This window comes from Streptomyces sp. NBC_00122 (assembly GCF_045160845.1).
In the GTDB taxonomy this organism is placed as follows: Bacteria; Actinomycetota; Actinomycetes; order Streptomycetales; family Streptomycetaceae; genus Streptomyces.
Genome location: NZ_CP108191.1, coordinates 6,605,271 through 6,628,633, shown reverse-complemented (window position 1 = coordinate 6,628,633; position 23,363 = coordinate 6,605,271). Strand labels below are relative to the sequence as shown.

Below are 23,363 nucleotides of genomic sequence, written 5' to 3'. Positions count from 1 at the left end.
TGTGTCAGTTGTTTCCTATGGTGAATCAATGACACGTGTCCTGGCAGTGAGCAGCGTGTTCCCGCCGCATCGCCATCCGCAGGCCGAGATCACGGCAGCGCTCGCCCGTTTCTTGCCGTCCGGCTCCGATACCGCGCTGCTGCGCCGGGTCCACGCCTCGGTGCGCGTGGAGACCCGCCATCTCGCGCTCCCGCTGGAGCGGTACGGGCCGTCGAACGACTTCGGCACGACGAACGCCCTCTTCCTGGAAGCCGCCCTGGAGCTGGCCGGCCGGGCTCTCGAACACGCCCTCGCCGCCGCCGGTCTCACGGCGCCGGAGATCGACCTCGTCATGTCCACCACGGTGACCGGGCTCGCGACGCCCTCGCTGGAGGCCCGCCTCGCCCCGCACGCCGCGCTGCGGCCCGACGTGAAGCGGGTACCGCTCTTCGGCCTCGGCTGCGCGGCCGGCGCAGCCGGCGTCGGCCATCTCCACGACTACCTGACGGGCCGGCCCGGCCACGCGGCCCTGCTGCTGTCCACCGAGCTCTGTTCGCTCACCCTGCAGCCCACGGACACCTCCATGGCGAACCTGGTGGCCGGAGCCCTCTTCGGCGACGGGGCCGGCGCGCTCGTCGCGGTGGGCCGCGACCATCCCCTGCACGCCACCGGCGCCGGACCCGCGGTGGTGGCCGCGCGCAGCCACCTCTACCCGGGCACCGAGCACCTGCTCGGCTGGGACATCGGCCACTGGGGCCTGCGCATGGTCCTCGGCCGTGAAATCCCGGACCTGGTCAGGCTGCACGTGGCCGAGGAGGTCGAAACCTTCCTCGCCGCGCACGACCTCAAGCCCGCCGACGTCGACGCGTGGATCTGCCACCCGGGCGGCCCGAAGATCCTCGACACGCTCGCGGACGCGCTGGGCCTGCCCGAGTCGGCCTTCGCGGCGAGCCGCCGTTCGCTGGCGGCCGCCGGGAACCTCTCCTCCGCCTCGGTCCTGCACATCCTGGGCGGCATCCAGACCGCGGGGCCGCCGCCCCCCGGATCGGTCGGCCTGATGCTGGCCTTCGGGCCTGGCTTCGCCTCCGAACTCGTCCTGCTCCGCTGGTGACCGCTGATTGGTGACTCCATGCCCATGTCCTCGTCCATGGCCCCCTCCATGACCCTGTACCTGCTGCTCATCGGCCTGATCGCGGCCGAACGCCTCGTCGAGCTGGTCACGGCCCGCCGCCACACGGCGTGGAGCCTGGCCCGGGGCGGCCGCGAGTACGGCCGCGGCCATTACCCGGCCATGGTCGCCCTGCACACCGCGCTGCTGGCGGGCTGCGTGGTGGAACCCCTGGCCGCCGACCGCCCGTTCGTCCCCGTACTCGGCTGGTCCGCCCTCGCCCTCGTCCTGGCGGCGCAGGTCCTGCGCTGGTGCTGCATCGCCACCCTGGGACCGCGCTGGAACACCCGGGTGGTGGTGGTCCCCGGACTGCCGCTGGTGGCGGCCGGCCCGTACCGGCTGCTGCGCCACCCCAACTACGTGGCCGTCGTGGTGGAGGGCTTCGCGCTGCCGCTGGTGCACACCGCCTGGCTGACCGCACTCGGCTTCACCGCGCTCAACCTGATGCTGCTGCGCGTGCGGATCGGCTGCGAGGAGGCCGCGCTGACGGACGGCGGACGCCTGCGCGCCCCCGCCTCCGTTCCCACGTCGGGCTCCCGCTCGTGATCGACCTGCTGATCGCGGGCGGCGGCCCGGCGGGCCTGGCGACGGCCATCCACGGCGCACTGGCCGGTCTGGAGGTCGTCGTCGTGGAGCCGCGGCCCACCCCGATCGACAAGGCCTGCGGGGAGGGGCTGATGCCGGGGGCCGTCCGCCGGCTGCTGGAGCTGGGTGTGTCCGCGACCGGGCAGCCCTTCCGGGGCATCCGCTACGTCGACGCGGTGACCGGGCGGCACGCCGAGGGGCTGTTCCGCTCCGGCCCCGGCCTCGGCATCCGGCGCACCGCGCTCCAGGCCGCGCTGGCCGAACGCGCCGGCCAGCTGGGCGTGCGCGTGGTCCGCCGGCGGGTCGAGGGGATCGGCCAGGACGGCGACAGCGTCAACGCGGCGGGCTTCACGGCCCGTTACCTCGTCGCGGCGGACGGCCTGCACTCCCCCGTCCGGCGCCGCCTCGGTCTGTGCGCGCCACCGGCGCCCGCCCGGCCGGCGCGCTACGGCCTGCGCCGCCACTACGCCGCCGAGCCGTGGAGCGACCTCGTCGAGGTCCACTGGTCGGCCCGGTGCGAGGCGTACGTCACCCCGCTCGGGCCCGACCGGATCGGGGTGGCCCTGCTGACCGCGGAGCAGGCCCCGTTCGACGTACAGCTCGCCCGTTTCCCGCTGCTGGCGGCGCGGCTGCCCGCGTCCCCCGGTGCGGCGGTGCGCGGGGCGGGGCCGCTGCGCCAAGCGGCCCGCGTACGGGTGGCGGGGCGCGTGCTGTTCGTCGGTGACGCTGCGGGGTACGTGGACGCGCTGACCGGTGAGGGCCTGACACTGGCCGTGACGGCGGCCGGCGAGCTGGTCCGCTGCGTACGGGCGGGGCGGCCGCAGGCGTACGAGCAGGCCTGGCGGGAGCTGTCGCGCAGCTACCGCACGCTCACCGAGTCCCTGCTCTGGGCACGCCACCGGCCGCGGCTCGCCCGGCAGATCGTCCCACTGGCGGCCCGGCTCCCGCGCGTGTTCACGGGGGCGGTGAACCTCCTGGCGTGAGCGCGCGCGGTCACGCGTGGAAGTGCAAGCGGCACCCCGCGCTGGGCGCGGAGTGCCGCTCGTCCTCACCGCCGGTTCAGGCAGGGTCCTCCTGACGGTTCCTCAGGGCCAGGCCCGCGAGGACGGCCGCGACCGCCGCGCAGAGCACCGCGACGACCCCGGCCCAGGCCAGGGACCCGCCCACCGCCCGGGCGAGCGGGTCGAAGCCCGCCACGCCGCCGACGACGTGCAGGGCGACGACTCCGACGGCCGCGGCCGCTGCGGCCCGCCACACGACCGCGGTGTCGCGGAGCGCCAGGAGCGCCCCGAGGCCGAGGCAGAGCACGGTGGCGAGGAGGGGAAGGAAGTCGAGGGGGGCCGCCGCCGACAGGGCTGCGAAGTCTCTGGGCAGGTGCAGCGCGCCGCTGACCAGCAGGGCGACCGCGACCGGCTGGCGCAGGACGTGCCGCAGCACCGGGGAGCCGGAACCGGCCGGGACGGCCTCCGGCCCGGCGCGGACGGGCTGGGTACCCGGAGCGCCCGGAGCGGTGGTGCCGGGGATCTCGCGGCGGTCTTCATGGTCCGTCGCCGCGAAGGGTATGGGGTCTGTCATGGAAAGCTCCGTTCGCCGACACGCGGGTCTGCACATCGCGAGCCGGTCATCGTGCGTCACGGGAAGCATACGATTTGTTACATTTACTGCCAATTCCGCTCACTGCGCCATTCGGGGCGGGCAGACGGGGGCCCGTCCGGCCCGCGGAGAAAGGGCGTAGACCGTGCTTGACGTGCGGATGTTCTGGCGCCGGTGCGCACTGCCGCTGGCGCTGACGCTGCCCCTCGCACTGATCCCGGTGGCCGCGGCCGCGGCGGAGGGTTCGGCGCGGCCCGTGGTGGACACCGACCGGGGACGGGTACGCGGCCGGTCCCACGGGGCGTACACCACCTTCGAGGGCATCCCGTACGCCGCTCCCCCGACCGGCGCGCTGCGCTGGCGGCTTCCGGAGCCGGCGCCCCGGTGGGAGGGGGTCCGCGACGCGGGCGCCCCCGGCTCCCGCTGCGTGCAGTTGCCCGCGGTCGGGCCCGGCGGGCCGAGCGGCTCGGAGGACTGCCTGTACCTCAATGTCACCGCGCCCGCCGGGGCCGCCGCCCCGGGCACGCGGCGGCCCGTCATGGTCTGGTTCCACGGCGGGGGGTTCGTCAACGGCGCGGGCGACCTGTACCCGGCCGAACGGCTCGCCGTCCGGGGTGACGTCGTGGTCGTGACCGTCAACTACCGGCTGGGCGTCTTCGGCCTGTTCGGCCACCCCGAGCTCGGCGGCGCCCCCGGCTTCGCCCTCGCCGACCAGCGGGCGGCGCTGCGCTGGGTACGGGCGAACGCGGAGCGCTTCGGCGCGGACGCGCGCAACGTCACCGTGTTCGGCGAATCGGCGGGCGCCCTCAGCGTCTGCGCGCACCTCACCTCACCGGCGTCGGCGGACCTGTTCCACAAGGCGATCGTGCAGAGCGGATCGTGCTCGACCACGGTGCCGCCGTGGTCCCTGCTGCCCACGCTCGGTGCGTACGAACCCTTCGTGCCCGAACGGCGCACGGTCGCGGACGGCGTGCTGGCGACGGCCCGACTCGGCTGCGGCGGTTCGGCGGCTGCGCTGGACTGCCTGCGCCGGCTGGACACCGGCACGCTCGTGACGCCTGAACTGACGCAGACCTTCTCCAAGGTCTCGTACGGCGGCGCCCACCTGCCCGTGGAACCCCGGCGGGCCCTGGAGGCCGGGCGGTTCCACCGGGTGCCGGTGGTGCAGGGAACGACGCGGGACGAGATGCGGATCTTCGTGGCGCAGACCCTGGCGGTGTACCCGGTCGGCGACGAAGCCACGTACCGGGCCCGGCTGGAGCGGTCGTTCGGGGCCGGGGCGGCCCGCGCGGTCGAGGCGAGCTATCCGGTCTCGGCCTACCCGACGCCGGCCGTGGCGTGGGCCACCCTGCTGTCCGACGCGTCGTTCACCTGCCCGGCCCTGCGGGACAGCGGTGCGCTGGCCCGCCGCGTGCCGACGTACGGCTACCGGTTCAGCGACGGCGACGCGCCGAACTTCACGGGCCTGCCGGAGGTGCCGGGGCTGCCGTACGGGGCCTCGCACGGCTTCGAACTGCCCTACCTGTTCCCGGTGGTACCGCTGGCGGGCCCGCAGCAGGAGCTGGCCGACCGGATGGGTGACTACTGGACCGGCTTCGCCCGCACCGGCGTACCGGCGGCCACGGGAGCGCCGCGGTGGCCGCGCTACCGCTCACCGGCCTCGGTGCTGTCCCTGGCGCCCGGCACGGGCGGGATCCGTACGGTCGACGCCCGGGCCGAACACCACTGCGCGCTGTGGGACGCGCGGTGGCCCCCGGTCACCACTTCTCGGTGACGACGACCCCGTCGGCGGTGCGGACGACGAGGTCGCCGCTGTCGCCGTAGACCCCGCGCCGCCAGTCGGCGAACACCTTGGCGATCTGGCGGGCGTCGTCCCCGCGGCCCTTGCCCACCGATCCGGTGCTGAAGGTGATCCTCGCCTCGCCGACGGTGCGGACCTTGCGGACGCGGGTCTCCTTGATGACGACGTCCTCGAAATCGGTGCTGTGCGCGGTCCAGTAGGCGGTGAAGTCCCGGGTCATGTCGAACCAGTCCGCCGGACCGCACGGGCCGCCGCCGTTGGTCATCGCCGCGTCACCCGAGGGCGCGGCGCTGCCGGTCTGCTGATCGGTCGGCGGGCCTGCGTAGCCGCCGGTCTCCTGGTCCGTGGGCGGACCGGCGTACGCGCCCGTCTCCTGATCGGTCGGCGGCCCCGCGTAAGCTCCGGTCTCCTGATCGGTCGGCGGCCCGGCGTACGCGCCCGTCTCCTGGTCCGTCGGCGGGCCCGCGTAACCGCCGGTCTGTTCCTCCGTCGGCACGTCGAGCGCGCACTTCTGCGGCGTGAGGCTGGGGACGGGCGCGGGTCCCGCGGCCTGGCCCGCCCCTTGGGTCCCGCAGCCCGCGAGTACGGCGCACAGCAGTCCCGCCACCAGCACCCGGCCGGCCGTCTTCGTCGTCATCGGCGTCATCGCCATCGTCATCGTCCCCCTCGCACCTCAAGAGGCGAATCCACCGGCGGAGGTTCCCTCGCCGCCGGATCGCGGGCTAGCGTGCTGTCATGACCGGCTCCGAGGCCCGCCCTCTGCTCTTCCTGGACGTCGACGGGCCGCTCATCCCGTTCGGGGCGGGCCCGTACCCGCAGGGGGACGACGCCCATCCCCTGCTCGCGAGGATCGATCCCGCGCTCGGGCCGGGTCTGGCGGCCCTGCCGTGCGAGCTGGTGTGGGCGACGACCTGGGGGGCGGACGCGAACGAGTGCGTCGCGCCCCGGCTCGGCCTGCCGGAGCTGCCCGTGGTGGCGTGGCCGGAATCCGGCGACGACGACATCCGGGCCGGGATCCACTGGAAGACCCCCGCGCTCCTCGACCACGCGGCGGGCCGCCCCTTCATCTGGGTCGACGACGAGATCACCGACCCCGACCGGGCCTGGGTGGCCTCCCACCACCCCGGTCGGGCCCTGCTCCACCGGGTGGACGCGGGGCGGGGTCTGGCCGCCGCCGACCTCACCGTGCTGCGTGGCTGGCTGGACACCAGGATCCCGGACACGGCGGCGGACCGCGGTGGTCATTTCTCCGCCTTCGGGGCCGTGGCCGGGGAGTAGAGGAACGAGAACCGCTCCATGACGTTGTGCCGCTGGGTGTTGTGGAAGGCCGCGATGCGCCAGGTGCCGTCGGTGTCGCGGACCAGGGTGTACGTCTGGACCTTGGACAGCTCGGCGGGGCCGGGCTTGCTGCCGCTGTAGTCGTCGCCCCGGCCCGTCAGGACGGCGGCGTCCTTTCCGAGGAAGCGCAGGTCGAGGTAGGAGGCGGCCAGCTCGGTGCCCTTGACGAAGTCCTCGAAGAGCGCCCGGTGGCCCTCGGTGATGTCGGAGCGGCCCTCGTAGTGGCTGCCGACATAGGTGGTGTACGTGGCGTTCTCGGTGAACTGGCGGCCGTACGCGTCCGCGTCGCCCCGGCCCCAGGCGGCGGTGAGGGCGTCGAGAGTGGCGCAGACGGCCTCGCCGTCCGCGCGGTTCGCGCCCGCCGGGATGACGTCGGCGCACGCTTCCGTGCCGGGGCGCCGCACGTCGGAGGTGGTGTCGAGGTAGAGATACGCGCCGGCGGCGCCGAGGGTGAGGACGGCGGCCGTGGCGAGCGTGGCGCGCTTGACGGTCTTGAAGGCCTTGACGGTCCTGGTGTTCACGGGATGCCTCTCGATCGGCGCGTGCGGGTGGATGACGGCCGCCGCCCCATTGATTACACTGAGGCAGCAACTGCATAGATGCAGTATCTGCACACGTGCAGATAAATGGCAAGGGGATGGTGTCGCGATGGCGGAGCAGGACGACCGGCGTGCGGTCTTTCGGGACTACATCGATGCCGTGGGGCTGCACGGCATGGCGGGCGCGGAGGCAGCTGGCCTCCAGGCGTCCGAGTGGTACGCCCTCAGCCGCATCACCCTGGCGGGCGGGCTCACTTCGGGCGAGCTCGCGGCCGGGACGGGGCTCACGACGGGCGCCACGACGCGGCTGATCGACCGGCTGGAGCGCGCGGGTTACGTACGCCGTACCGCCGACCCGGCGGACCGGCGCAAGGTCGTGGTCGAGGCCGTGCCCGGCACGCTGGCGGAAGTCGAGGCGGCCGTGGGCCCGGCCCGGAGGCGGATCGCCGACGTACTCGCCGGGTACACGCCGGAGCAACTGGACCTGCTCTTCGACTACTTCACGCGCGCGGCCCCCGCGTTCCGTGAGGCGACGGAGGAGATCCGGGCGGCGACCCAGGAGCGCAAGGGCGGCCGCTAGATCGGGGGGGCCGCGGGGCGGGGGCTCCGAACCGTCGGAGCACCCCGGCCGCGGTGCGGGCCCGTCAGGTCCAGGACGCGCGGACCAGGGAGCGTTCCGCCGCGGCCAGGTAGGCGGCGGCCGCCAGCCAGGCGCGGGCGTAGGCCTCGGCCGAGGAGTCGGCGAGCCGGCCGAAGACGTCGCGGGGGCGGCGGTCCGCCTCGGCGGCGAGGGCGGTGGCCAGCTCCGCCCCCGCGGTGAGCCCGGCCCGGCGCAGCGGACCGTACGCGGCGAGGGGTTCGGTGCCCCGCGCGGCCTCGGCCACGGCGCGGCGGCCGCCCGCGACCCCGGTCTCCAGGAGGCGGCGTACGCGCCACAGCGGGGAGTCGGCCAGGGGGTCCGGTCCGACGGAAGCCGGCTCCGGGGCCGGGCAGGCGGTCCGCGGCGGGAAGTGGCCGCCCTGGAGCCGGTCGTAGCCGAGGTCCGCGCGGCCCAGCCATTCCTCGGGCAGCCGCAGCGTGTGCTCGGCGCCGGGCACCGGTCCGACGGCGAGGGGCCGCAGGGTCGCGGCCCGGTCCAGGTCGGGGCGGCCCAGGATCCGCAGCGTCAGGCCGGGGTACGAGGCGAGGCGGCGCAGGTTCTCCGTGTGCGGCAGCTCCGGGTGGGGGTGGGCGGGCCGCAGCCGGAGCAGCGGTCCGTCGGGACGTGCCTCGCGGACGAGGAGGTCTTCGCCCGCCGCACCGACGACCGTGACGTCGCATCCGAGCAGGGCGGGCTCGGCCTCGTCCGCTTCGGCCAGCGCGCGGGCGACCGCCTCGGCCGCCGGCCGGGCGAAGAGCGCCGCGGCGGGTCCTTCGCTCCAGGGTGTTCCGCGCAGCGGGGTCGCCTGGACCCCGCCTCCGGCGCCGAGCCTGCCCTCGGGGGAGACGGTCGCGCCGGCGATGCGCAGGCCACCGCGGGCCAGCCCGGCGTGGTCGAGGGCGGCGCCGCCGAGGGCGACGGAGGCCGAACCCGCGCCGCGTGCCCGGGCCAGGCCGCCCGGGCGCACGTCGGAGACCGAGTAGCCGGCGCCGTCGGGGGCCAGCAGGTGGGTGACCACTCCCCCGTACCCGGTGGCGGAGAGCACGGGCTCCCGGCACAGGCCGTACACCTGGAGGCTGCCGCCCGGAGCGTAGGCGCGGCGGGAGGTGCCGGTCAGCGCGGGGGAGGCGGATCCGGCGGCCAGCAGGGCGGCGGTGCGCAGGAGTTCACGGAATGCCGTGGTGAGATCGCCGAGCCGCTGGGCGGCCCGGCGTTCCCGGGCGGCGCGCAAGCCGCGTACGACGCGCAGGGCGGCCGCCTCCGCGCGCGGCAGCCCGGCCAGGCGGGCGGTGTGTGCGGTGCGCAGCAGCTCGGCCTGGACGACGGCGCCCCCGGCGGTGGCCCCGGCGGCGAGGGCCTCGGCGGCGGCCTGCCAGAGGGCGTGCGCCGCGTGCAGTTGCGCGTCGGTGAGCGTGGCTTCGGGCCGGGACTCGGGCTCGGGCTCGCCCTCGGACACGGAGACGGAGACGGACACCGCATCGGGCTCGGATGCCGCCGTCCGCCCCTCCGGTACGGGCGGCGGCGGCCCGGCGTCCGCCGACGGCCCGGCGTCCGCCAGCGGGGCGGCGCCCAGGGCGGCGGCGCGGTGGAGGCAGCGCGGGGCCAACAGGCAGGTGCACGCGGCCTGTTCGGCGAGGGTGACCGCGCCCGTGGGACCGGGGCGCAGCGTGACCACGGCGTCCTCCCCGAAGCCGAGGACGACCTCGCCGTCCGCCGTCCGCACGGCGAGGGCGGCGCAGCCCTCGGTGGCGGCGTCCAGCTTCTTGCGCAGTCGGGCGCTGAGCTGCTCCACCGCCTCGGCGAGCACCTCGGGTGCGACGGGCGGCAGTTGGGTGTCGGTGCTGGTCAACGGGATTCTCCACGGAGGCGGTCGCCGACCCAGCGGGCAAGGGCGAGCGGACTGAGGGCGGCCACCGGCATGCCGGCCGTGACGAGTTGCCGGGCGACCGGGACCGAGTACCGGGGCGTGCCGGTGTCGTCGAGCGCGGCGCAGCCCAGGAGTTGGGCGCCGGAGGCGGCGAGTGCGCGGACCTCTCCGAGGAGCCCGCCGATCGGGGCACCCTCCTCGAAGTCGCTGACCACGACGACGAGGGTGCGGCTCGGAACGGTGATCAGCGAGCGGGCGTGCGCGAGTCCGGCGGCGATGTGCGTGCCACCGCCGACGCGGACCTCCAGCAGGAGCGAGAGCGGGTCCTCGACCCGGTCGGTGAGGTCCACGACCTGGGTGGAGAAGGCGAGGAAGTGGGTGGACAGGGTCGGTACGCCGCCCAGTACGGCCGCGGTGAGCGCCGACCAGATGACGGACGCCTCCATCGAGCCGGAGACGTCGACGACGAGGATGAGCCGCCAGTCGCTCTCGCGGTTCGCCCGGGTGCTGAAGACCGGCCGTTCCGGGACCACGACCACACTTCCGTCGGGCCGCCGCCGGGTGTGCGCGAGGTTGGCGCGCAGGGTGCGGGCCAGGTCGAGCCTGCCGCCGGGGCGGCGGGTGGGACGCGGGGTGGCGAGGCCGGAGAGGGCCGGGCGCAGCCGGGTGGCCAGCTCCTTGGCGAGTTCGTCGACCAGTCTCCTGACCAGGGGGCGCAGCCGGGCCAGTTGGGCTTCGGGCAGCCCGCCGGCGAGGGACAGGACGGAGCTGAGCAGTTCCACGGAGGGGCGTACGGTCGCCGGGTCGAGCTGGGCCAGTACGTCGGTGCGGCCCGCTCCGGCCGCTTCGCCCAGCACTTCCTCCCGTACGTCGGCGCCGAACAGCGCCTCCAGCTCCTGCGACCACTCGCGGGCGGTGGGGAACGAGGCCTCCTGGCCGCCGCCCTGGCCGCCGTCGACGCCCGAGGCGCCTTCGCCACGGCCGGCGCCGTACAGCTCGTCGAGGGCGTGGGCGTAGCGGCGGGCGCCCGCGGGGAGGCGGTCGCGTTCGCGGCCGAGCAGCAGCCGCCAGCGGTCGGCGGGGGCGAGCCGCAGGCCGGTGGGGGCGGGTGCGCGCGGGGCGTCGACCGCTTCGACGGCTTCGATCGCTTCGGCGGCCGTGGTGGTCTGCGGCATCGGGAGCGGCGGCGCGTCCGCGGCGGGCAGCGGGAGTTCACCCAGGGCGGCGAGCCCGGCAGCGTCGGCGGCGGCCCAGAGGGCGAGCAGCGCGGGCGGCGCGTCGAGCGCGAGGTCGATCCGGTCGCCCAGCCGCTCGGCCACCGTGTCCAGCAACCGGTCGCGGGCGGCGGGGGAAAGGGCGTCGAAGCCGCCGCGCAGGGCGGGCAGACGATCGAGGAAGAGGCGGTCGGTGAGGTGCTCGACGCGGTCGAGGAGCGGGGCGAGGGCGGCCGGGGAGGACTGGAGCAGTGGTCCGGCGGCCGTGAGGAGTCCCGCGAGGCGGCGGGTCAGGGCGCGGCGGCCGTCGGCGGTGGCGGCGCCGTCGATCCAGCCGGCGGCCCGGTCGCCGAGCCGGGCGGCCGGATCGAGGTCGAGGAGGACCCGTACGGCCATGGCCGCGCCCTGCATCAGCGGGGACGCGGAGGCGGCCAGGGCCGCGAGGGCCGCGTCGGTGCGCAGCCCGAGGTGGTGCGCGGAGGCGCGGTCGGCGAGGGCCACGAGAGCGGCCGCGTCGGCGGGGTCGTCGCTTCCCGCGAGGCCGGGCAGGGACCGGACCGCCGCTTCGAGCAGGTCGCCGCCGAGCGCGGCGGCGGCGGTACGGGACTCGGCGCGGGTGCCCGGGAGATGGCCGCGGCGGAGGGACTCCAGGAGGTCGAGGGCCTCGAGGAGTTCGGGCAGGGCCGCGGTCTGCGGCAGGACGGTGGCCGCCTCCTGGAGCCGTACGTCGACCAGCTCGGGCAGATCGCACCGCGCGGCGGCGGCCAGCCCGGCGAGGATCTGCGCCGGGGTCGGCCCGCCGTCGGCGGCGGCGCGGCGCGCCGTGTCACGCAGGGTGCCGGCGGCCGCCTGGGCGGCGGTGACGCCGCGGACCCCGGCGAGATCGAGCCGGGCCGGGACGGAAGGCGTCCAGGACAGCCGCCACTTGGTACCGAGGGCGGTCCCGTCGCCGGTCGTGGCGACCGTGAGGGGCTCGCCGTAGGAGGCGCCGCAGACCAGGAGCCGCTGGAGGAGAACCTCGCGGCGGCCGTCGAGGGCGGAGCGCAGCGGGTCGAGGCGGACCTCGCGGGGGGCGGGATCGTCCGGTGCGGGCAGCCGCAGCTGTGCCAGCTCGGCCTCGACGGAGGGGCCGAGGCCGGAGCGGGGCGCGTGCGGGGTGATCCGCCCGCGGGCGGTGCCGACGAGTACCGCCTCCAGGGCGCGGGCCAGCGCCCGGCCGCGGCCGAGGGGTTCGCCCTGGCCGAGGACGGTGGTGACGGCCTCCAGGAGCTCCCCGCGCCCGGGCGCGGGGAGTCCGCGCAGGGCGGCCAGGTCGCAGGCGAGCCGTAGGGTCTCGGCGGCCTCGCCCGTCCCCGCGGTGTGCCCGGCGCGGCGCAGCTCCCGGCAGAGTCCGGTGACGGCGACGGAGGCCGCGTCCCGCAGGCGCCCGGGGTCGCCCGCGGCACGCAGGACGGCCTGCTGCCAGAGGGGATCCCGGATCCCGGCGGGATACCCGGAGCGGGAGTCGAGCAGGTCGAAGGAGTACGGCACGAACGAGGTGACGGCCGGGTCCGCGCACGCGCCGGCGCCCGCCCCGGCCTCGCCGGAGCGGGGACGCGGCACAGTGCCGGTGCCCAGGAGGGCCGGGGCGTGGAAGGCGCCGATCACCGCCGCCACCCGGTGGCCCGCGGCGGTGGCGGAACCGATGACGTCCCGCATGTGGGCCTCGCGGGCCAGGTCCGTCTCCGGTACGGCCGGCGCGTCCTGGCGCAGGGCCCAACCGACGCCGAGGGCCGCCCGCCGGACGGCCTCCGGGGAGCAGCCGGGTGCCAGGACCTCGACGGCGCGGTCCCACAGGTCGTCACCGTCGCGGCCCGTCCCGGCGGCGGTGAGGCCGTCGCCGAAGGTACGGCCGGCCCCCGCGGCCGGGTCCGGCGGCGAGCCCGCCGCCGGACCCGCGGGCCGGGTCGCGCCCGGAGCCGGGAGCAGGGCGGCGTCCCGGCCCGGGGCGGCGTCCGGCGCGGTCCAGCCGCGGTCGGACAGCGGGAGGTCGCAGCAGACGACGGCCGCGCCGGACCCGCGGGCCCAGCGGATCGCGGCCAGTTCCGGGGAGAAGTCCGCGAACGGGTAGAACGCCAGGCGGCCGTCCCCGCCCGTGCCCGCGAGGGCGACCGGGGCGACGGTCTCCGGGTCGGCCAGGTGCTCCAGCCACGGCTGGAAGTCCGTCGGCAGTTCGACGCAGACCACGTCCGCGCCCGAGGCGTCCAGCAGGGCGGGGACCATCGCGGCCAGCGCGGGGCTGTGGTGGCGTACCCCGAGCAGGTACGGCTCGCCGGACGCGGCGAGGGCGTCCACCGCGGCCCGCGGATCGGTCTTCGTCACCGCAGGCTCCCGCGCAGGTCCCAGAGGCGGCGCCACATCGCCGAGCCGTCCTCGGCCCGGCGGCGCACCGGGCCGTCCCAGTACCCCAGCAGCCGCCCGTGGTCGGCCGGGTCGTCCTTGCGTACGACGCCCAGCAGGTGCCCCGGCAGCAGGTCCAGCACGTCCCCGCCCGGCAGGTACGCGGCCGAGACCCCCAGCGAGGCCGCCACCTGCACGGCTTCGGCGGTGGACATGACCGTACCGGGGCGCTCCACGTCCCAGCCCTCGGCGGAACGCCCGGAACGCAGGTCCCGGAAGACGGTGACGAGCGCGTCGAGCACCGCGTCGTCGACGGCGAAGGCGGCGCCGGCCCGCTGGACGGCGGCGACCGCCTGGCGGCGGATCAGCGTGGCCTCGGCGTCCGCGTCGGCGATCGGGGCGACGGTCTCGAAGTTGAAGCGCCGCTTGAGGGCGGCGGACATCTCGGAGACGCCGCGGTCGCGCAGGTTGGCGGTCGCGATGACCGTGAAGCCTGGCGCCGCCGAGACCACCGCGTCCTCGGTGGCGGTCAGTTCGGGCACGCTGACCCGCCGGTCGGACAGGATGGACACCAGCGCGTCCTGCACCTCGGGCAGGCAGCGGGTGATCTCCTCGACGCGGACCACCCGCCCCGTCCGCATGGCGGAGAGCACCGGCGAGTCGACCAGGGCTCCCGCGCTCGGCCCGCCGGCCAGCAGCAGCGCGTAGTTCCAGCCGTAGCGGAAGGCGTCCTCCGTGGTTCCGGCCGTGCCCTGCACCGTGAGGGCGCTGGTGCCGCAGACGGCGGCGGCCAGCAGCTCGCTGAGCATCGATTTGGCGGTGCCGGGCTCGCCGGTGAGCAGCAGCCCGCGTTCTCCGGCGAGGGTGACCACGCACCGCTCCACCAGGGCCCGTTCGCCGACGAACTTGGGGGCGATGGCGAGCTTGCCGCCGCCCTTGGGCAGGGTGAGCTCGGCGCCGTCGCTGCCGCAGACGAAGGTGACGACGGCGCGCGGGGTCAGCGCCCAGCCGGGCGGGCGGGGGCCGGGGTCCTGGGCGGCGAGGAAGGCGAGTTCGGCGGCGTACCGCTCCTCGGCGGGCAGCGCCTGCCGGGCGGGTACGGGCTGTTCGGTGACGGTCATACGGAGTCCTTGGTAGGGGGAAGTCGTGCGTGCGGGGTCAGCGGCGGCGGGCGCGGGTGCGCTTCACCTTGAGTTCCTCGAGGCGCGGTACGTCGCCTTCGCGGACCCGCTGCCAGGCCCGGCGGTAGAGCTCCGAGGCCGGTTCGGCGGGCAGCAGCATGCCCGGCAGGGTGTGGCCGTACATCGGGAGCTTCCACCGCTCCACGGGCAGCGCCGGGGAGGCCATGTCCGCCCACCCGCCGGGCAGGAACAGCGAGCGCCCGGCCCGGCTCCGGCCGGCCGACACCACGAGGTCGGTGGCGGCCAGTTCGGCGCGGGCGGCCTTGAGGCGGGCCGGCTTCCAGCCGGTCCAGCGGGCGGTGTTGCGGTCGGTGGGGTCGGGCATGGCGAGCAGCGCGAGGTACAGGGCGGCCGCGTCCGCGCCCAGCCCGTGCTCGGCGGCGACCTCGGCGACCAGCTCGGGGACCGACCTGCTCGGGTCCTGCGGCCACCACGTGCCGTCCTTGTCGACGGCGCCGGCCGCCGGGGCGCCCGGGTCGGCGAGCAGGGCGGCGAAGCGCGGGTCGTGTGCGGTCAGCAGCGCCGCCTCGACTCCCGAGATCCGCTGGTCGTCGCCGCGCAGCAGCGGCAAGTAGGGGTCGGAGCCGGTGGAGTCGAGCAGCGCCGGGCGCAGCGCGGGCTTGGGCTGCCCGTCGTGGGTGGCCATGACGACCGCGCCGTACCGCTCGTGGTCCTCGCCGGTCTCGGTGGGTGTGCCCGCCGCCTTGCGGAAGTCGGACAGGCTGGTGAAGTGCCCGACGCAGAGCAGCAGTCCGGGCGCGGCGAGCCGCTGCCGGACGGCGGTCAGGGCGGGCGGCAGGGCGGCGCGTACGGGATCACCCGCGGGCAGCCGGTGGGCCAGCCAGGCCGCCATGGCCATGGTCCCGGTCAGCACGGCCGAGGTGAAGGGCTCGGTGGCCGGCTGGACGGGCTCCGCGTGGTCGCCCCGTACCGTCCACTCCACGTCGGCGGAGAGTTCGCGCGAGGCCGCCGGGTCAAGGACGGCGGGCAGGGCGCAGTGGGCGGCCCAGCCGCTGCGCACGGCCCGTGCGGCCTCGGCGAGGAGCCAGTCGGGCACTCGCGTACGGCGGCCCACGCGCCGGTTCCACACGTCGGCCGCGGCGGCCGCGTCCGGTCCCTCGGTCCACAGCCGTGCCGGGTCGGCGGGCAGGAGCGCCGCGACCACGGCCTGCCGTACCCCGCTGTCGAGGCTCCTGAGCTCGTTGCGGGCGTGAGCGGCCTCGGTGGCCTTGACGCCGAGGGCGGTCCGCAGGTCGGCGGGCAGGAAGTTGCTCTGCCAGGTGTCGACGTGGGGCAGGCCGGCGATCACCAGCCGGGCCAGGGCGCCGGGCACTCCGGTGAGACGGGTGAACTCCTCGGCGGCCTCGGGGACGAACGGCGCGGCCCCGCGGCGGGCGGCCTCCTGGAGGAAGGCGGCCAGCCAGCCGGCGTCGCGCGACGGGTCGCCGAGTGGGGCCTCGCCGCGCACGGAGTAGGGCCCGGGGACGGTGAAGCGGCCGGTGGGGTCGTGGAGCAGGGCGCCGAACTCCTGCCCGTCGGGCACGGATTCGCTGTGCTCGGTCAGGGCGATGACGGCGCCGCCGCCGAGCGGGAGCACGCTGCGCTGGTAGAGGGTGCGTTCGATGCCGTCGGGGGTGCGCAGGTGGCGCTGGTCGAGGTGGAGCAGGACGCGGCGCCAGCGGTCGGCGGAGGCCTCGGCCGAGGCCAGGCCCAGGGCGTCGACCGCGCCGAGCAGGCCGAGGAGGGCCTCGCGCTGCTCGTCGGTGGCGCCGACGGCGACGGCCCGGTAGGCGACGGCGGCCGGCTGGTCGAGCAGCGGCGTCCACCGCAGGTTGGAGTACGGCAGCGCGGGCACGTCGAAGTGGAGCCGGCCGGGCACCTCGGCCGCGTCGGTCCGCGCGCAGGCGGCGGCGAGTTCGCGCAGGAGGCGGTGGGCGACATCGGAGTCCGCGCCGTTGCGGTAGTACGAGGCGCCCGTGAGTCCGCTGAGCGCCTCGTCGAGGATCCGGTCGGTGGGGCCCTGCACGGTCTCCTCGGCGGGGCCCGCGTCCGGGTGGAGCCGGGCCGCGACCGCGTCCAGGGCCTTCTGCTGGGTGAGGGCGAAGCGCAGGACCTCGACGATGCCGCCGACCAGCCGGGGGGCGGTGACCCGGGGCAGGGCGGCACTCACCAGGTCGGGCAGGTCGGCGGCCTTGTCCGCCGCCGCGGCGGCCTTCAGGAGGGTGCCGATGGTTTCCCCGTCGGCCGTGCGCAGCGCGGCGGAGCCCTCCGGGTCGCGCGGGCGCAGGGCGTACCAGTGCGAGAGCGGCGGGAGGTCCACGCTGCCGGTGGCGAAGGCCGCCTTGCGGTGGTCGCCCCGGGACTGGGCGGTGACCACGCCCTCCGGGTCGCTGATGCTCAGCTCGCGCCAGCGGTGCGACAGGGCGCGCGGACGGTCGTCGCCGGGGAAGGTGAGCGCGGCGATCGGGTAGTCGCCGCCTTCGGGCACGGTGACGGTGCGGCCGCCGGTGTCGGTCCCCTGCCAGCCGTGGCCGGGGATCCGGACGGCGCGCCAGCCGAGCAGGCCGTCGGCGGGTGCGCCGAGGACCGAGCCCTCGACGGTGGGCGCGGGCCGCAGCCAGCCGGACTGCCCGGTGGCGACATCGTCCTCCGGGTGGGCGCGCAGCGCGTCGGAGAGGAATCCGGGCAGGGAGAACCGGCCCAGCGCGTTGCCGGCGGGGTCGTACTCGCGCCATCCGCTTCCGGGGTTCCCGCAGGACCCGTCGCATTCGGAGGAATGGTCGCGCCGCTGCCACACCCAGTACGAGGTGCCGTCGGACAGTACCGGCAGCTCGCTCGGCAGCGCGGTGTCCCCGCGGTGCAGGACGCCGCCGCCGGTGGTGCGGCCGCCGTCCGGGAGCGGCAGGGAGACGTGCTCGGTCCGCAGCGACCAGTGGTTGCGGTCGGTGTCCAGGGTGAAGACGGTGCCGGGCGAGGAGTGCCAGTAGCCCTCGGTCCGGTCGGCGCTCCACGCGGACCAGAAGACCAGCAGGTCGCCGTCGACGTAGTGGAATCCGTACCGGTAGTTGGACCCGGTGGGGACGCGCAGGTCGTGCGTGAGGACGGTGGTGTCGGCGTCGATGACGCGGACCTGGGTCTGGTTGGCGACGATCAGGTACGGCCAGGCCTCGACGACGGTGAGTCCCTGACGCCCCTGGCCGGGTGTCAGATCGGCGACCGCGCTCTCCCAGGCGGGCCAGACCAGTTCCTCGAAGAGACCGGCCCGCAGGGTGCGGGCGAGGGTCTCGCCGAGATCGGTGGCGGCCGCGGCGGCGACCTCCTCGGGAGCGAGTTCCAGGGCTTCGGCGGGCAGCCAGGTCAGCCGCTGGATGGCGTCGGGCACGCCGGGCAGGCCGGCCGCGGTGGAGGCGCGGGCGACGCCGCGCATCCACTCGGCCAGCAGCGGGCGGGTGCCGGTCGAGGCGGCGACGCGCCGGACGACGGTGGTCCCGCCGGCGGCGTCGCCGAAGGCGTTCAGGGCCCGGTGGAAGGCGGGGTGGAAGCGCGTGTCGGCGGCGACCGCGGCCAGGTCGCGGCGCTGGTCGGCCATGGCCCAGTCGCGCACGTTCAGCTGGTTGTGCTGGTACCTCTTGTCCTCGGGGTCCGGATCGGCGACCGGGACCTCCAGTGTGAGCAACAGGTCGAGGAGGTCGGCGTCCTCGACGCCCACCCGCAGGCCCGCCTCCCGTCCGGGGCGCGCGAGTTCGGTGCGCAGCTGCGCCGCGCAGCGGGTGACGACGTCGAGCAGCGCGGGGGGTGTGGGGCGCGTGCCCCAGCCTGCGTGGCGGGCGGCGTGGAAGCGCTCCAGCCAGCCGGCCGCGCCGTCGGCGCACCGCTGCTCCGCGGGCAGGTCCTGCGATTCCAGCCCGGCGGTGGCGCCGGACTCCTGAAGGATGTCCAGCCACAGGCCGGTGAGTGCGACGCTGTCACCGCCGCCGGGCGGGGTCAGGTCCAGGAGCGTGCCGCGTACGGAGGGAACGCGCCGGGCGAGGGCGACGAGCGCGCCGCGGTGGGCCTTCCACCAGCCGGTCGCGGCGCGCAGGGTGGCGGGCAGCGGCAGCAGTTCGGCGAGGTAGTCCTGCTCGGGCTCGGTGCCCGTCAGGCCGGCGGCGCGGGCCAGGCGGCGCAGCTCGGTGGCGGCCTGCGCGGAGGGCGGCAGCCCGCCCGCGGTGCGGCGCACGCACAGGCGGCGGAAGCGCTCGTGGGCCTCGGCGGGGCTGACGCGGACGGCCAGTTCCTTGCCGTAGCCGGTGAGCACCTTGACCGGCAGGGCGCCGGCCAGGGCGAATTCGAGGAAGACGGCGTCCAGCCGGTCCTCGTCGACGCTCAGCCCGTGCTGGGCCTCCGCGGTGCGGGCGCGGCCGAACAGCTGGGCGGCGTACGTGGTGTTCTCGACGGCGAGGAAGATACGGGCGGCCTGCTCGTGGAAGACCGGCAGGAAGTGCGGGACGGCGGCGGCGAGCCGCCCGGCGAGCTCGTGGCACGCGTCGAGGGCCGCCTTGGGCTTCGTCTTGGCCTGCCGGGCGATGCGGTCGAGTTCGGGCACGACGGCGAGGGCGTGGTGGCCGTCCTCGGGGTGGTGGACCAGGACCCATTCGGGGAAGCCGAGTGCCTGGCGGTGGCCGAGGCCGACGACGGGCGGCTCGCCCTCCTCGGGCACCAGGCCCAGGAAGCCGGCGGCGAGGTCCTCGGCCGGGCCCAGTTCGGCGGCGGCGAGCCGGACGACGACGCGGTCGTCGCCGAGGGCGGGGTGACGGTAGGCGCGCGCGGTCAGGTCGACGGCGGTGGGGCCCGCGCCCTCGGTTCCGTGCGGCAGTACCGCCCCGGCCTTGAGCAGCAGTTCGGCCTCGCTCACGGACACGCCGTCCTTCCCCGTGGTGGTGCTGTCGGTGGTGCTGTCGCTGGTCATGGTGTTCTCGGTGCTGCTGTCGGTGGTGCTCACGCGTCCCCGCCCTCCTCGATCTTGCGCCCGGCGTACAGCGCCGCGGCCATCCGCATCCCCTCGGACCAGGCGACCGGTCCGACCTCGGTCAGGGGCACCGCCCGGCCGTCCTCGCCGTGCCAGGTCAGTGCGCCCGTGGTGGTCTCGTCGTCGTAGTAGGGCTCGCCGATCCACACCGCGGCCTCCGTGCCCCGGCCGGTGTCGCGGACCTTGCAGGTGGCGTAGCCGCCGGAGACCCGGTAGCCGAGACCGGTCGCCCGGGCGGCGAGGCTGAAGCGGGTGGGGAACACCCCGCCCGCGTAGTCGCGTACCTCGGTGGCGGTGGGCGCGAGCCCGGCGGGCTTGCGCCACGTGGCGCGGTGGATCTGCTCGACCCGCTGCACGATGCCCAGTTCGGCCGCGAAGTCCCGTACGTCCTCCAGGTCGGGCAGCAGCACCGGGTGCGGCAGGGTCACCGTGCGCGGGGACAGCCGTACGGTCTCGCCGTCGAGGTTGACCACCTTCAGCTCACCGGACTCGGTGGCGTCCCGCAGGAAGCCCACCTCGTCGGGGTCGTCGCCGACCACGGCCAGGTCGCGAAGGGCGCTCTGCCAGGCCTCGTCCGGCCACACGCGGGCGAGCAGTGCGGTCGGCACGGGCAGCGAGGACACCATCCAGGTGTCGACCTGGGCGACGCAGGCGGCCGCGTGCCGGTCGAGCCATTCGGCGAGCCTGCGCAGCCGGTCCACCTCGGGATGGTCCTTCAGCGCCTTGGGCAGGGTCTTCAGCTGCCGCCCCGCCGACCGGCCGGTGGTCGGCCGTGCCGCCACCCGCCCTTCCACCAGGGCGATCTCGTACCCCTCGCCTGCCGCCACCCATGCCATCAGCCCGCGTCCCTCCGCCTGTCCCGGCCATGTCCGCGCAGCCCTGACACGGGGGTCAAAGCCCCCCTGAGCTGCGGTATGCCGGGAGACTAGCGAGCGCCACTGACAACGCCCGCCGGAGGGTGGGAGGTCGGTTTTATGTCCGGTTCTGGGTAGTGTTCAGGGAACATTGACGCGAAGTCGGTTCGGGGTGGGGTTCATGGTTCGTCAGATACGGGTGCCTGCCGCGGTCCTGCTGGCGTCGCTGCTGCTGACCGTGGCGGGCTGCTCCGGTCCGGCCCCGTCGGGAACGGACCCGGACGCGAAGCCCTCCGCCCCGCGCGCCACCCCCAAGGCCTCCGTACCGGCCGACGGCAAGCCCGCCGGCGGGGACGTGCTGCCGGGCATGGTCACGACGGCCGTGGCCCGGACCCAGCTGGCCGCCCTGAAGGTGGCGCCGGCCGGGACGATGGCCGGGTACAGCCGCGACAAGTTCACGCACTGGGCACAGCAGGGCGACAAGTGCGACACCCGCGAGGTGGTCCTCCAGCGGGACGGCACGGACGTGGCACGGGACTCCGAGTGCCGCGCCGTCTCCGGCACCTGGAAGAGCTTCTACGACGGGGTGCAGGTCACGGACGCGGCGAAGATGGACATCGACCACATGGTGCCGCTCGCCGAGGGCTGGCGCTCGGGCGCGGCCGGCTGGGACTCCGCCCGGCGCAAGGCCTTCGCCAACGACCTGACCCACCCGCAGCTGCTGGCCGTGACCGCGGCCTCGAACCGTTCCAAGGGCGACCAGAGCCCGGACCTCTGGCAGCCGCCGGACAAGGCCGCCTGGTGCCAGTACGGACGGGCCTGGACCACCGTCAAATCCACCTATGCGCTGACCGTCACCGAACCGGAGAAGAAGATGCTCGCCACCATGCTGGACACCTGTACCTCATGACGGACGGACAGCAGTGGCAGGACCGGGTGCTGGCCGGGCCGGGCGGCGCGATGACCGACGAGGTCGGCGTCATCACGGGCCCGCTCACCCTGCGCACCACGGCGGCGGCCGGTGGCCTGGCCCGGTTCGACGTCCAGTACACCGACGCCGACGAGTGGTACACGCTCACCGGCAGCCCCCTCCCCCACCACGGCGCCCCTGCGGCCCTGCACGCCGCTGCCCTCACCGCGATCCGCGCGGGCCACGGGGCCCAGGCTCCGGGCACCGCCCCCGCCTGAGCGGCGGCTCGGCGCGGCGGCTGGGCGACGGCGGGGCTGCGGGGAATCAGGCCTCGTACTCGGTCAGGTCGATGCTGTGGACCTGCAGGAGGTAGTGGTGCTCGGGTTCGGTCGTGTCGCGGTCCAGTACCATGCCGAGCTTGCGGATCACGTTCTCGGAATCGTCGTTGCCCGCCCGGTTGACCGCGATGACCCGGTCGAGTCCGCGGTCCTGGAGCGCGAACTCCAGCGTGGCCTGAGCGGCCTCGGACGCGTAGCCCTGGCCCCAGTACTGGCGGCCGAGCCGCCAGCTGATGTCCACCGCGGGCATCACCTCGGGCAGGTACTCGGGCACCGAGAGGCCGACGACGCCGATGAGCTCGCCGGATCCGAGGAGCTCCACCGCGAAGAGCCCGAAGCCCTCCTCGTCCCACTCCTCCTCCCAGCGCTCGATGTCCTCGGCGGTCTGGTCCAGGTCGCGGGTGGAGCCGTCACCGATCCAGCGCATCACCTCCGGGTCGGCGTTGATCTCCGACAGGGGGACGAGGTCGTCGTCGGTCCAGCGGCGGAGGAGGAGTCGGGGGGTACGGATCTCGGTCATGCCGCACATCCTGCCGAAAGTCGGCGGACCAGCGGTAATCGGCCATTGCCGCCTTGGTGTGGATGCGTGGCGATCACGGTGGGAATGTCTTTCGCAGCTCGCCCCGGGCCCCCGCGGTCCGTGGGGAAACCGCGACCGAGGAGTGCCACCGTCATGCCCTTCGACCCGTCGGACGAGATCCGGTACGACCGCACGCGCCTGCGGCAGTGGGCGCGCGGCCACGCCCGCTCCGCCGGAGTGGACCGCCGGGACCTGCTCAGGCTGTTCGCGGCGGGGACCGCCGCCGGATCCCTGGGGCTGGGCGCGGCCGGGACGGCCTCGGCCGCGACCGACGCGACCACCGCAGACGACGGGGCCGCGTCGCCTGGAATCGTCAAGCCGCTGCCGCCCGAGCTGTTCACCATCCGCGGCACCAACGCGGAGACGAACTTCGCCGCCCTGCGCGGCACCGGCCCGCTCACTCCCGTCGACCGGTTCTTCGTACGGAACCACACCTCCACCCCGCGGATCGAAGCCGGCGGATGGCAGCTGAAGGTGTGGGGCGACGGGCTGGCGGGCGGCCCGGTCGAGTTCTCGTACGACCGGCTGCGCGCGCTGCCGGCGGTCGAGCGGACGCTGTTCATCGAGTGCGCGGGCAACGGCCGCAGCTTCTACGCCACCCAGCAGGGCCAGCCGGTCAGCGGCACCGCCTGGACCCTGGGCGGAATCGGTGTCGGCCACTGGCGCGGGGCGCGGCTGTCGGACGTGCTGCGGCTGGCGGGGGTGACGCGCGGCGCCGTCGACATCCTGCCGCGCGGTCTGGACGACGAGGTGGTCACGAACGGGGTGAACCTCGGGCGGGTGCGGCGCCCGATGCCGGTCTCGAAGGCGCTGGACGACGTACTGCTCGCCTACGAGATGAACGGGCGGCCGCTGCCGCCCGACCATGGCGGTCCGGTCCGCCTCGTGGTACCGGAGTGGACCGGGATCTCCTCGGTCAAGTGGGTCGGTGACATCGAGGTGAGCGGCCGGGCGCTGTACTCGCCGTGGAACACCGACACCTATCAGCTGTTCGGGCCCGGGTATCCGGCGGAGGGCGCCCCGTTCACCCGGCAGACCCTCAAGAGCGCCTTCGAGCTGGAGCTGGGAGCGACCGTTCCCGTGCACCGGACGCGGCTGCTGACCGGCCGCTCCTGGTCGGGCGCGGCCCCCGTGCTGCGGGTGGAGGTCAGTACCGACGGCGGGGTCCGCTGGCAGCGGGCCCGGTTGCACGACGCGCCGCGCCGGGGCAGCTGGGTGCGCTGGTCGCTGCCGTGGACCCCGCGGGCCACCGGCGCCACGGCGCTGCTGGCCCGGGCGACCGACGCCACCGGGCGCACGCAGCCCGCGACGGCCGCCCACAACACGCAGGGCTACCTCTTCGACGCGGTCGTGCGGCACCCGGTGACGGTGGTCTGAGCGAGGAGCGGC

The 23,363-nt window shown here is 75.7% G+C and carries 18 protein-coding genes; 9 read left to right on the top strand and 9 right to left on the bottom strand.

All coding sequences use genetic code 11. The annotated features are described in order from the left end of the window. Window positions 1-28 precede the first annotated feature (28 nt). From OG737_RS30170 to OG737_RS30160, 3 genes are read left to right on the top strand one after another with little or no spacing between them, the layout of a single operon-like run. Window positions 29-1,090, top strand: coding sequence for a 3-oxoacyl-[acyl-carrier-protein] synthase III C-terminal domain-containing protein (locus tag OG737_RS30170; RefSeq protein ID WP_328929358.1), 1,062 nt, complete (start codon window positions 29-31; stop codon window positions 1,088-1,090). Between the two features lie 48 nt (window positions 1,091-1,138). Continuing rightward, the gene (locus OG737_RS30165; RefSeq protein WP_328930522.1) at window positions 1,139-1,693 is read left to right on the top strand and encodes an isoprenylcysteine carboxylmethyltransferase family protein; all 555 of its coding nucleotides are present in this window, start codon (window positions 1,139-1,141) and stop codon (window positions 1,691-1,693) included. Further along, entirely contained in the window at window positions 1,690-2,715 is a 1,026-nt protein-coding gene (locus OG737_RS30160; protein WP_328929357.1) for an NAD(P)/FAD-dependent oxidoreductase, read from the top strand. The genes OG737_RS30165 and OG737_RS30160 overlap by 4 nt, the downstream gene beginning before the upstream one ends. A gap of 76 nt (window positions 2,716-2,791) precedes the next feature. On the opposite strand, the gene OG737_RS30155 is transcribed toward OG737_RS30160, so the two are convergent. Beyond that, window positions 2,792-3,307 carry a hypothetical protein gene (locus OG737_RS30155; RefSeq protein ID WP_328929356.1) on the bottom strand — a complete coding sequence of 172 codons (516 nt, stop codon included), beginning with the start codon at window positions 3,305-3,307 and terminating at the stop codon, window positions 2,792-2,794. A gap of 163 nt (window positions 3,308-3,470) precedes the next feature. On the opposite strand from OG737_RS30155, the gene OG737_RS30150 reads away from it, so the two are divergent. Then, entirely contained in the window at window positions 3,471-5,099 is a 1,629-nt protein-coding gene (locus OG737_RS30150; RefSeq protein ID WP_405676933.1) for a carboxylesterase/lipase family protein, read from the top strand. On the opposite strand, the gene OG737_RS30145 is transcribed toward OG737_RS30150, so the two are convergent. Continuing rightward, window positions 5,083-5,784, bottom strand: a complete 702-nt coding sequence (locus OG737_RS30145; RefSeq protein WP_328929354.1) for a hypothetical protein — start codon at window positions 5,782-5,784, stop codon at window positions 5,083-5,085. The two genes, OG737_RS30150 and OG737_RS30145, sit on opposite strands and share 17 nt — an antisense overlap. A 77-nt stretch (window positions 5,785-5,861) precedes the next feature. Between OG737_RS30145 and OG737_RS30140 the strand changes: the two genes are divergently transcribed. Then, entirely contained in the window at window positions 5,862-6,404 is a 543-nt protein-coding gene (locus tag OG737_RS30140; RefSeq protein ID WP_405922211.1) for a hypothetical protein, read from the top strand. On the opposite strand, the gene OG737_RS30135 is transcribed toward OG737_RS30140, so the two are convergent. Continuing rightward, window positions 6,368-6,985 (bottom strand): SgcJ/EcaC family oxidoreductase, encoded by a 618-nt coding sequence (locus OG737_RS30135; RefSeq protein WP_328929353.1) that lies wholly within the window; start codon window positions 6,983-6,985, stop codon window positions 6,368-6,370. The genes OG737_RS30140 and OG737_RS30135 overlap by 37 nt on opposite strands. Window positions 6,986-7,112: 127 nt before the next feature. Between OG737_RS30135 and OG737_RS30130 the strand changes: the two genes are divergently transcribed. After that, complete coding sequence (locus tag OG737_RS30130; protein ID WP_328929352.1) at window positions 7,113-7,583, top strand: MarR family transcriptional regulator; 471 nt, start codon at window positions 7,113-7,115, stop codon at window positions 7,581-7,583. A 64-nt stretch (window positions 7,584-7,647) separates the two neighbouring features. On the opposite strand, the gene OG737_RS30125 is transcribed toward OG737_RS30130, so the two are convergent. The 5 genes from OG737_RS30125 to OG737_RS30105 are packed head-to-tail and all read right to left on the bottom strand — an operon-like array spanning window position 7,648 to window position 20,128. After that, window positions 7,648-9,498 carry a hypothetical protein gene (locus OG737_RS30125; RefSeq protein ID WP_405922459.1) on the bottom strand — a complete coding sequence of 617 codons (1,851 nt, stop codon included), beginning with the start codon at window positions 9,496-9,498 and terminating at the stop codon, window positions 7,648-7,650. Then, window positions 9,489-13,085, bottom strand: coding sequence for a DUF5682 family protein (locus OG737_RS30120; RefSeq protein ID WP_328929351.1), 3,597 nt, complete (start codon window positions 13,083-13,085; stop codon window positions 9,489-9,491). Before OG737_RS30120 ends, OG737_RS30125 begins: the two co-directional genes overlap by 10 nt. Further along, a complete protein-coding gene (locus OG737_RS30115) occupies window positions 13,082-14,224 on the bottom strand; it encodes an AAA family ATPase (protein ID WP_328929350.1) in 1,143 nt (380 codons plus the stop codon). The genes OG737_RS30120 and OG737_RS30115 overlap by 4 nt, the downstream gene beginning before the upstream one ends. A gap of 37 nt (window positions 14,225-14,261) precedes the next feature. After that, the gene (locus tag OG737_RS30110) at window positions 14,262-19,265 is read right to left on the bottom strand and encodes a DNA-binding protein (RefSeq protein WP_405922210.1); all 5,004 of its coding nucleotides are present in this window, start codon (window positions 19,263-19,265) and stop codon (window positions 14,262-14,264) included. Next, a complete protein-coding gene (locus OG737_RS30105; RefSeq protein ID WP_328929349.1) occupies window positions 19,262-20,128 on the bottom strand; it encodes a DUF4132 domain-containing protein in 867 nt (288 codons plus the stop codon). Before OG737_RS30105 ends, OG737_RS30110 begins: the two co-directional genes overlap by 4 nt. 199 nt (window positions 20,129-20,327) lie before the next feature. On the opposite strand from OG737_RS30105, the gene OG737_RS30100 reads away from it, so the two are divergent. After that, a complete protein-coding gene (locus OG737_RS30100; RefSeq protein WP_405922209.1) occupies window positions 20,328-21,056 on the top strand; it encodes a DUF1524 domain-containing protein in 729 nt (242 codons plus the stop codon). Further along, window positions 21,053-21,334, top strand: coding sequence for a hypothetical protein (locus tag OG737_RS30095; RefSeq protein WP_328929347.1), 282 nt, complete (start codon window positions 21,053-21,055; stop codon window positions 21,332-21,334). Before OG737_RS30100 ends, OG737_RS30095 begins: the two co-directional genes overlap by 4 nt. Before the next feature lie 46 nt (window positions 21,335-21,380). Here OG737_RS30095 and OG737_RS30090 read toward each other — a convergent pair whose 3' ends face one another. Next, the gene (locus OG737_RS30090; protein ID WP_388553303.1) at window positions 21,381-21,914 is read right to left on the bottom strand and encodes a GNAT family N-acetyltransferase; all 534 of its coding nucleotides are present in this window, start codon (window positions 21,912-21,914) and stop codon (window positions 21,381-21,383) included. Between the two features lie 153 nt (window positions 21,915-22,067). On the opposite strand from OG737_RS30090, the gene OG737_RS30085 reads away from it, so the two are divergent. Then, window positions 22,068-23,351: a sulfite oxidase gene (locus OG737_RS30085; RefSeq protein ID WP_405922208.1), complete on the top strand. Its 1,284-nt coding sequence runs from the start codon at window positions 22,068-22,070 to the stop codon at window positions 23,349-23,351. Window positions 23,352-23,363: the final 12 nt, after the last annotated feature.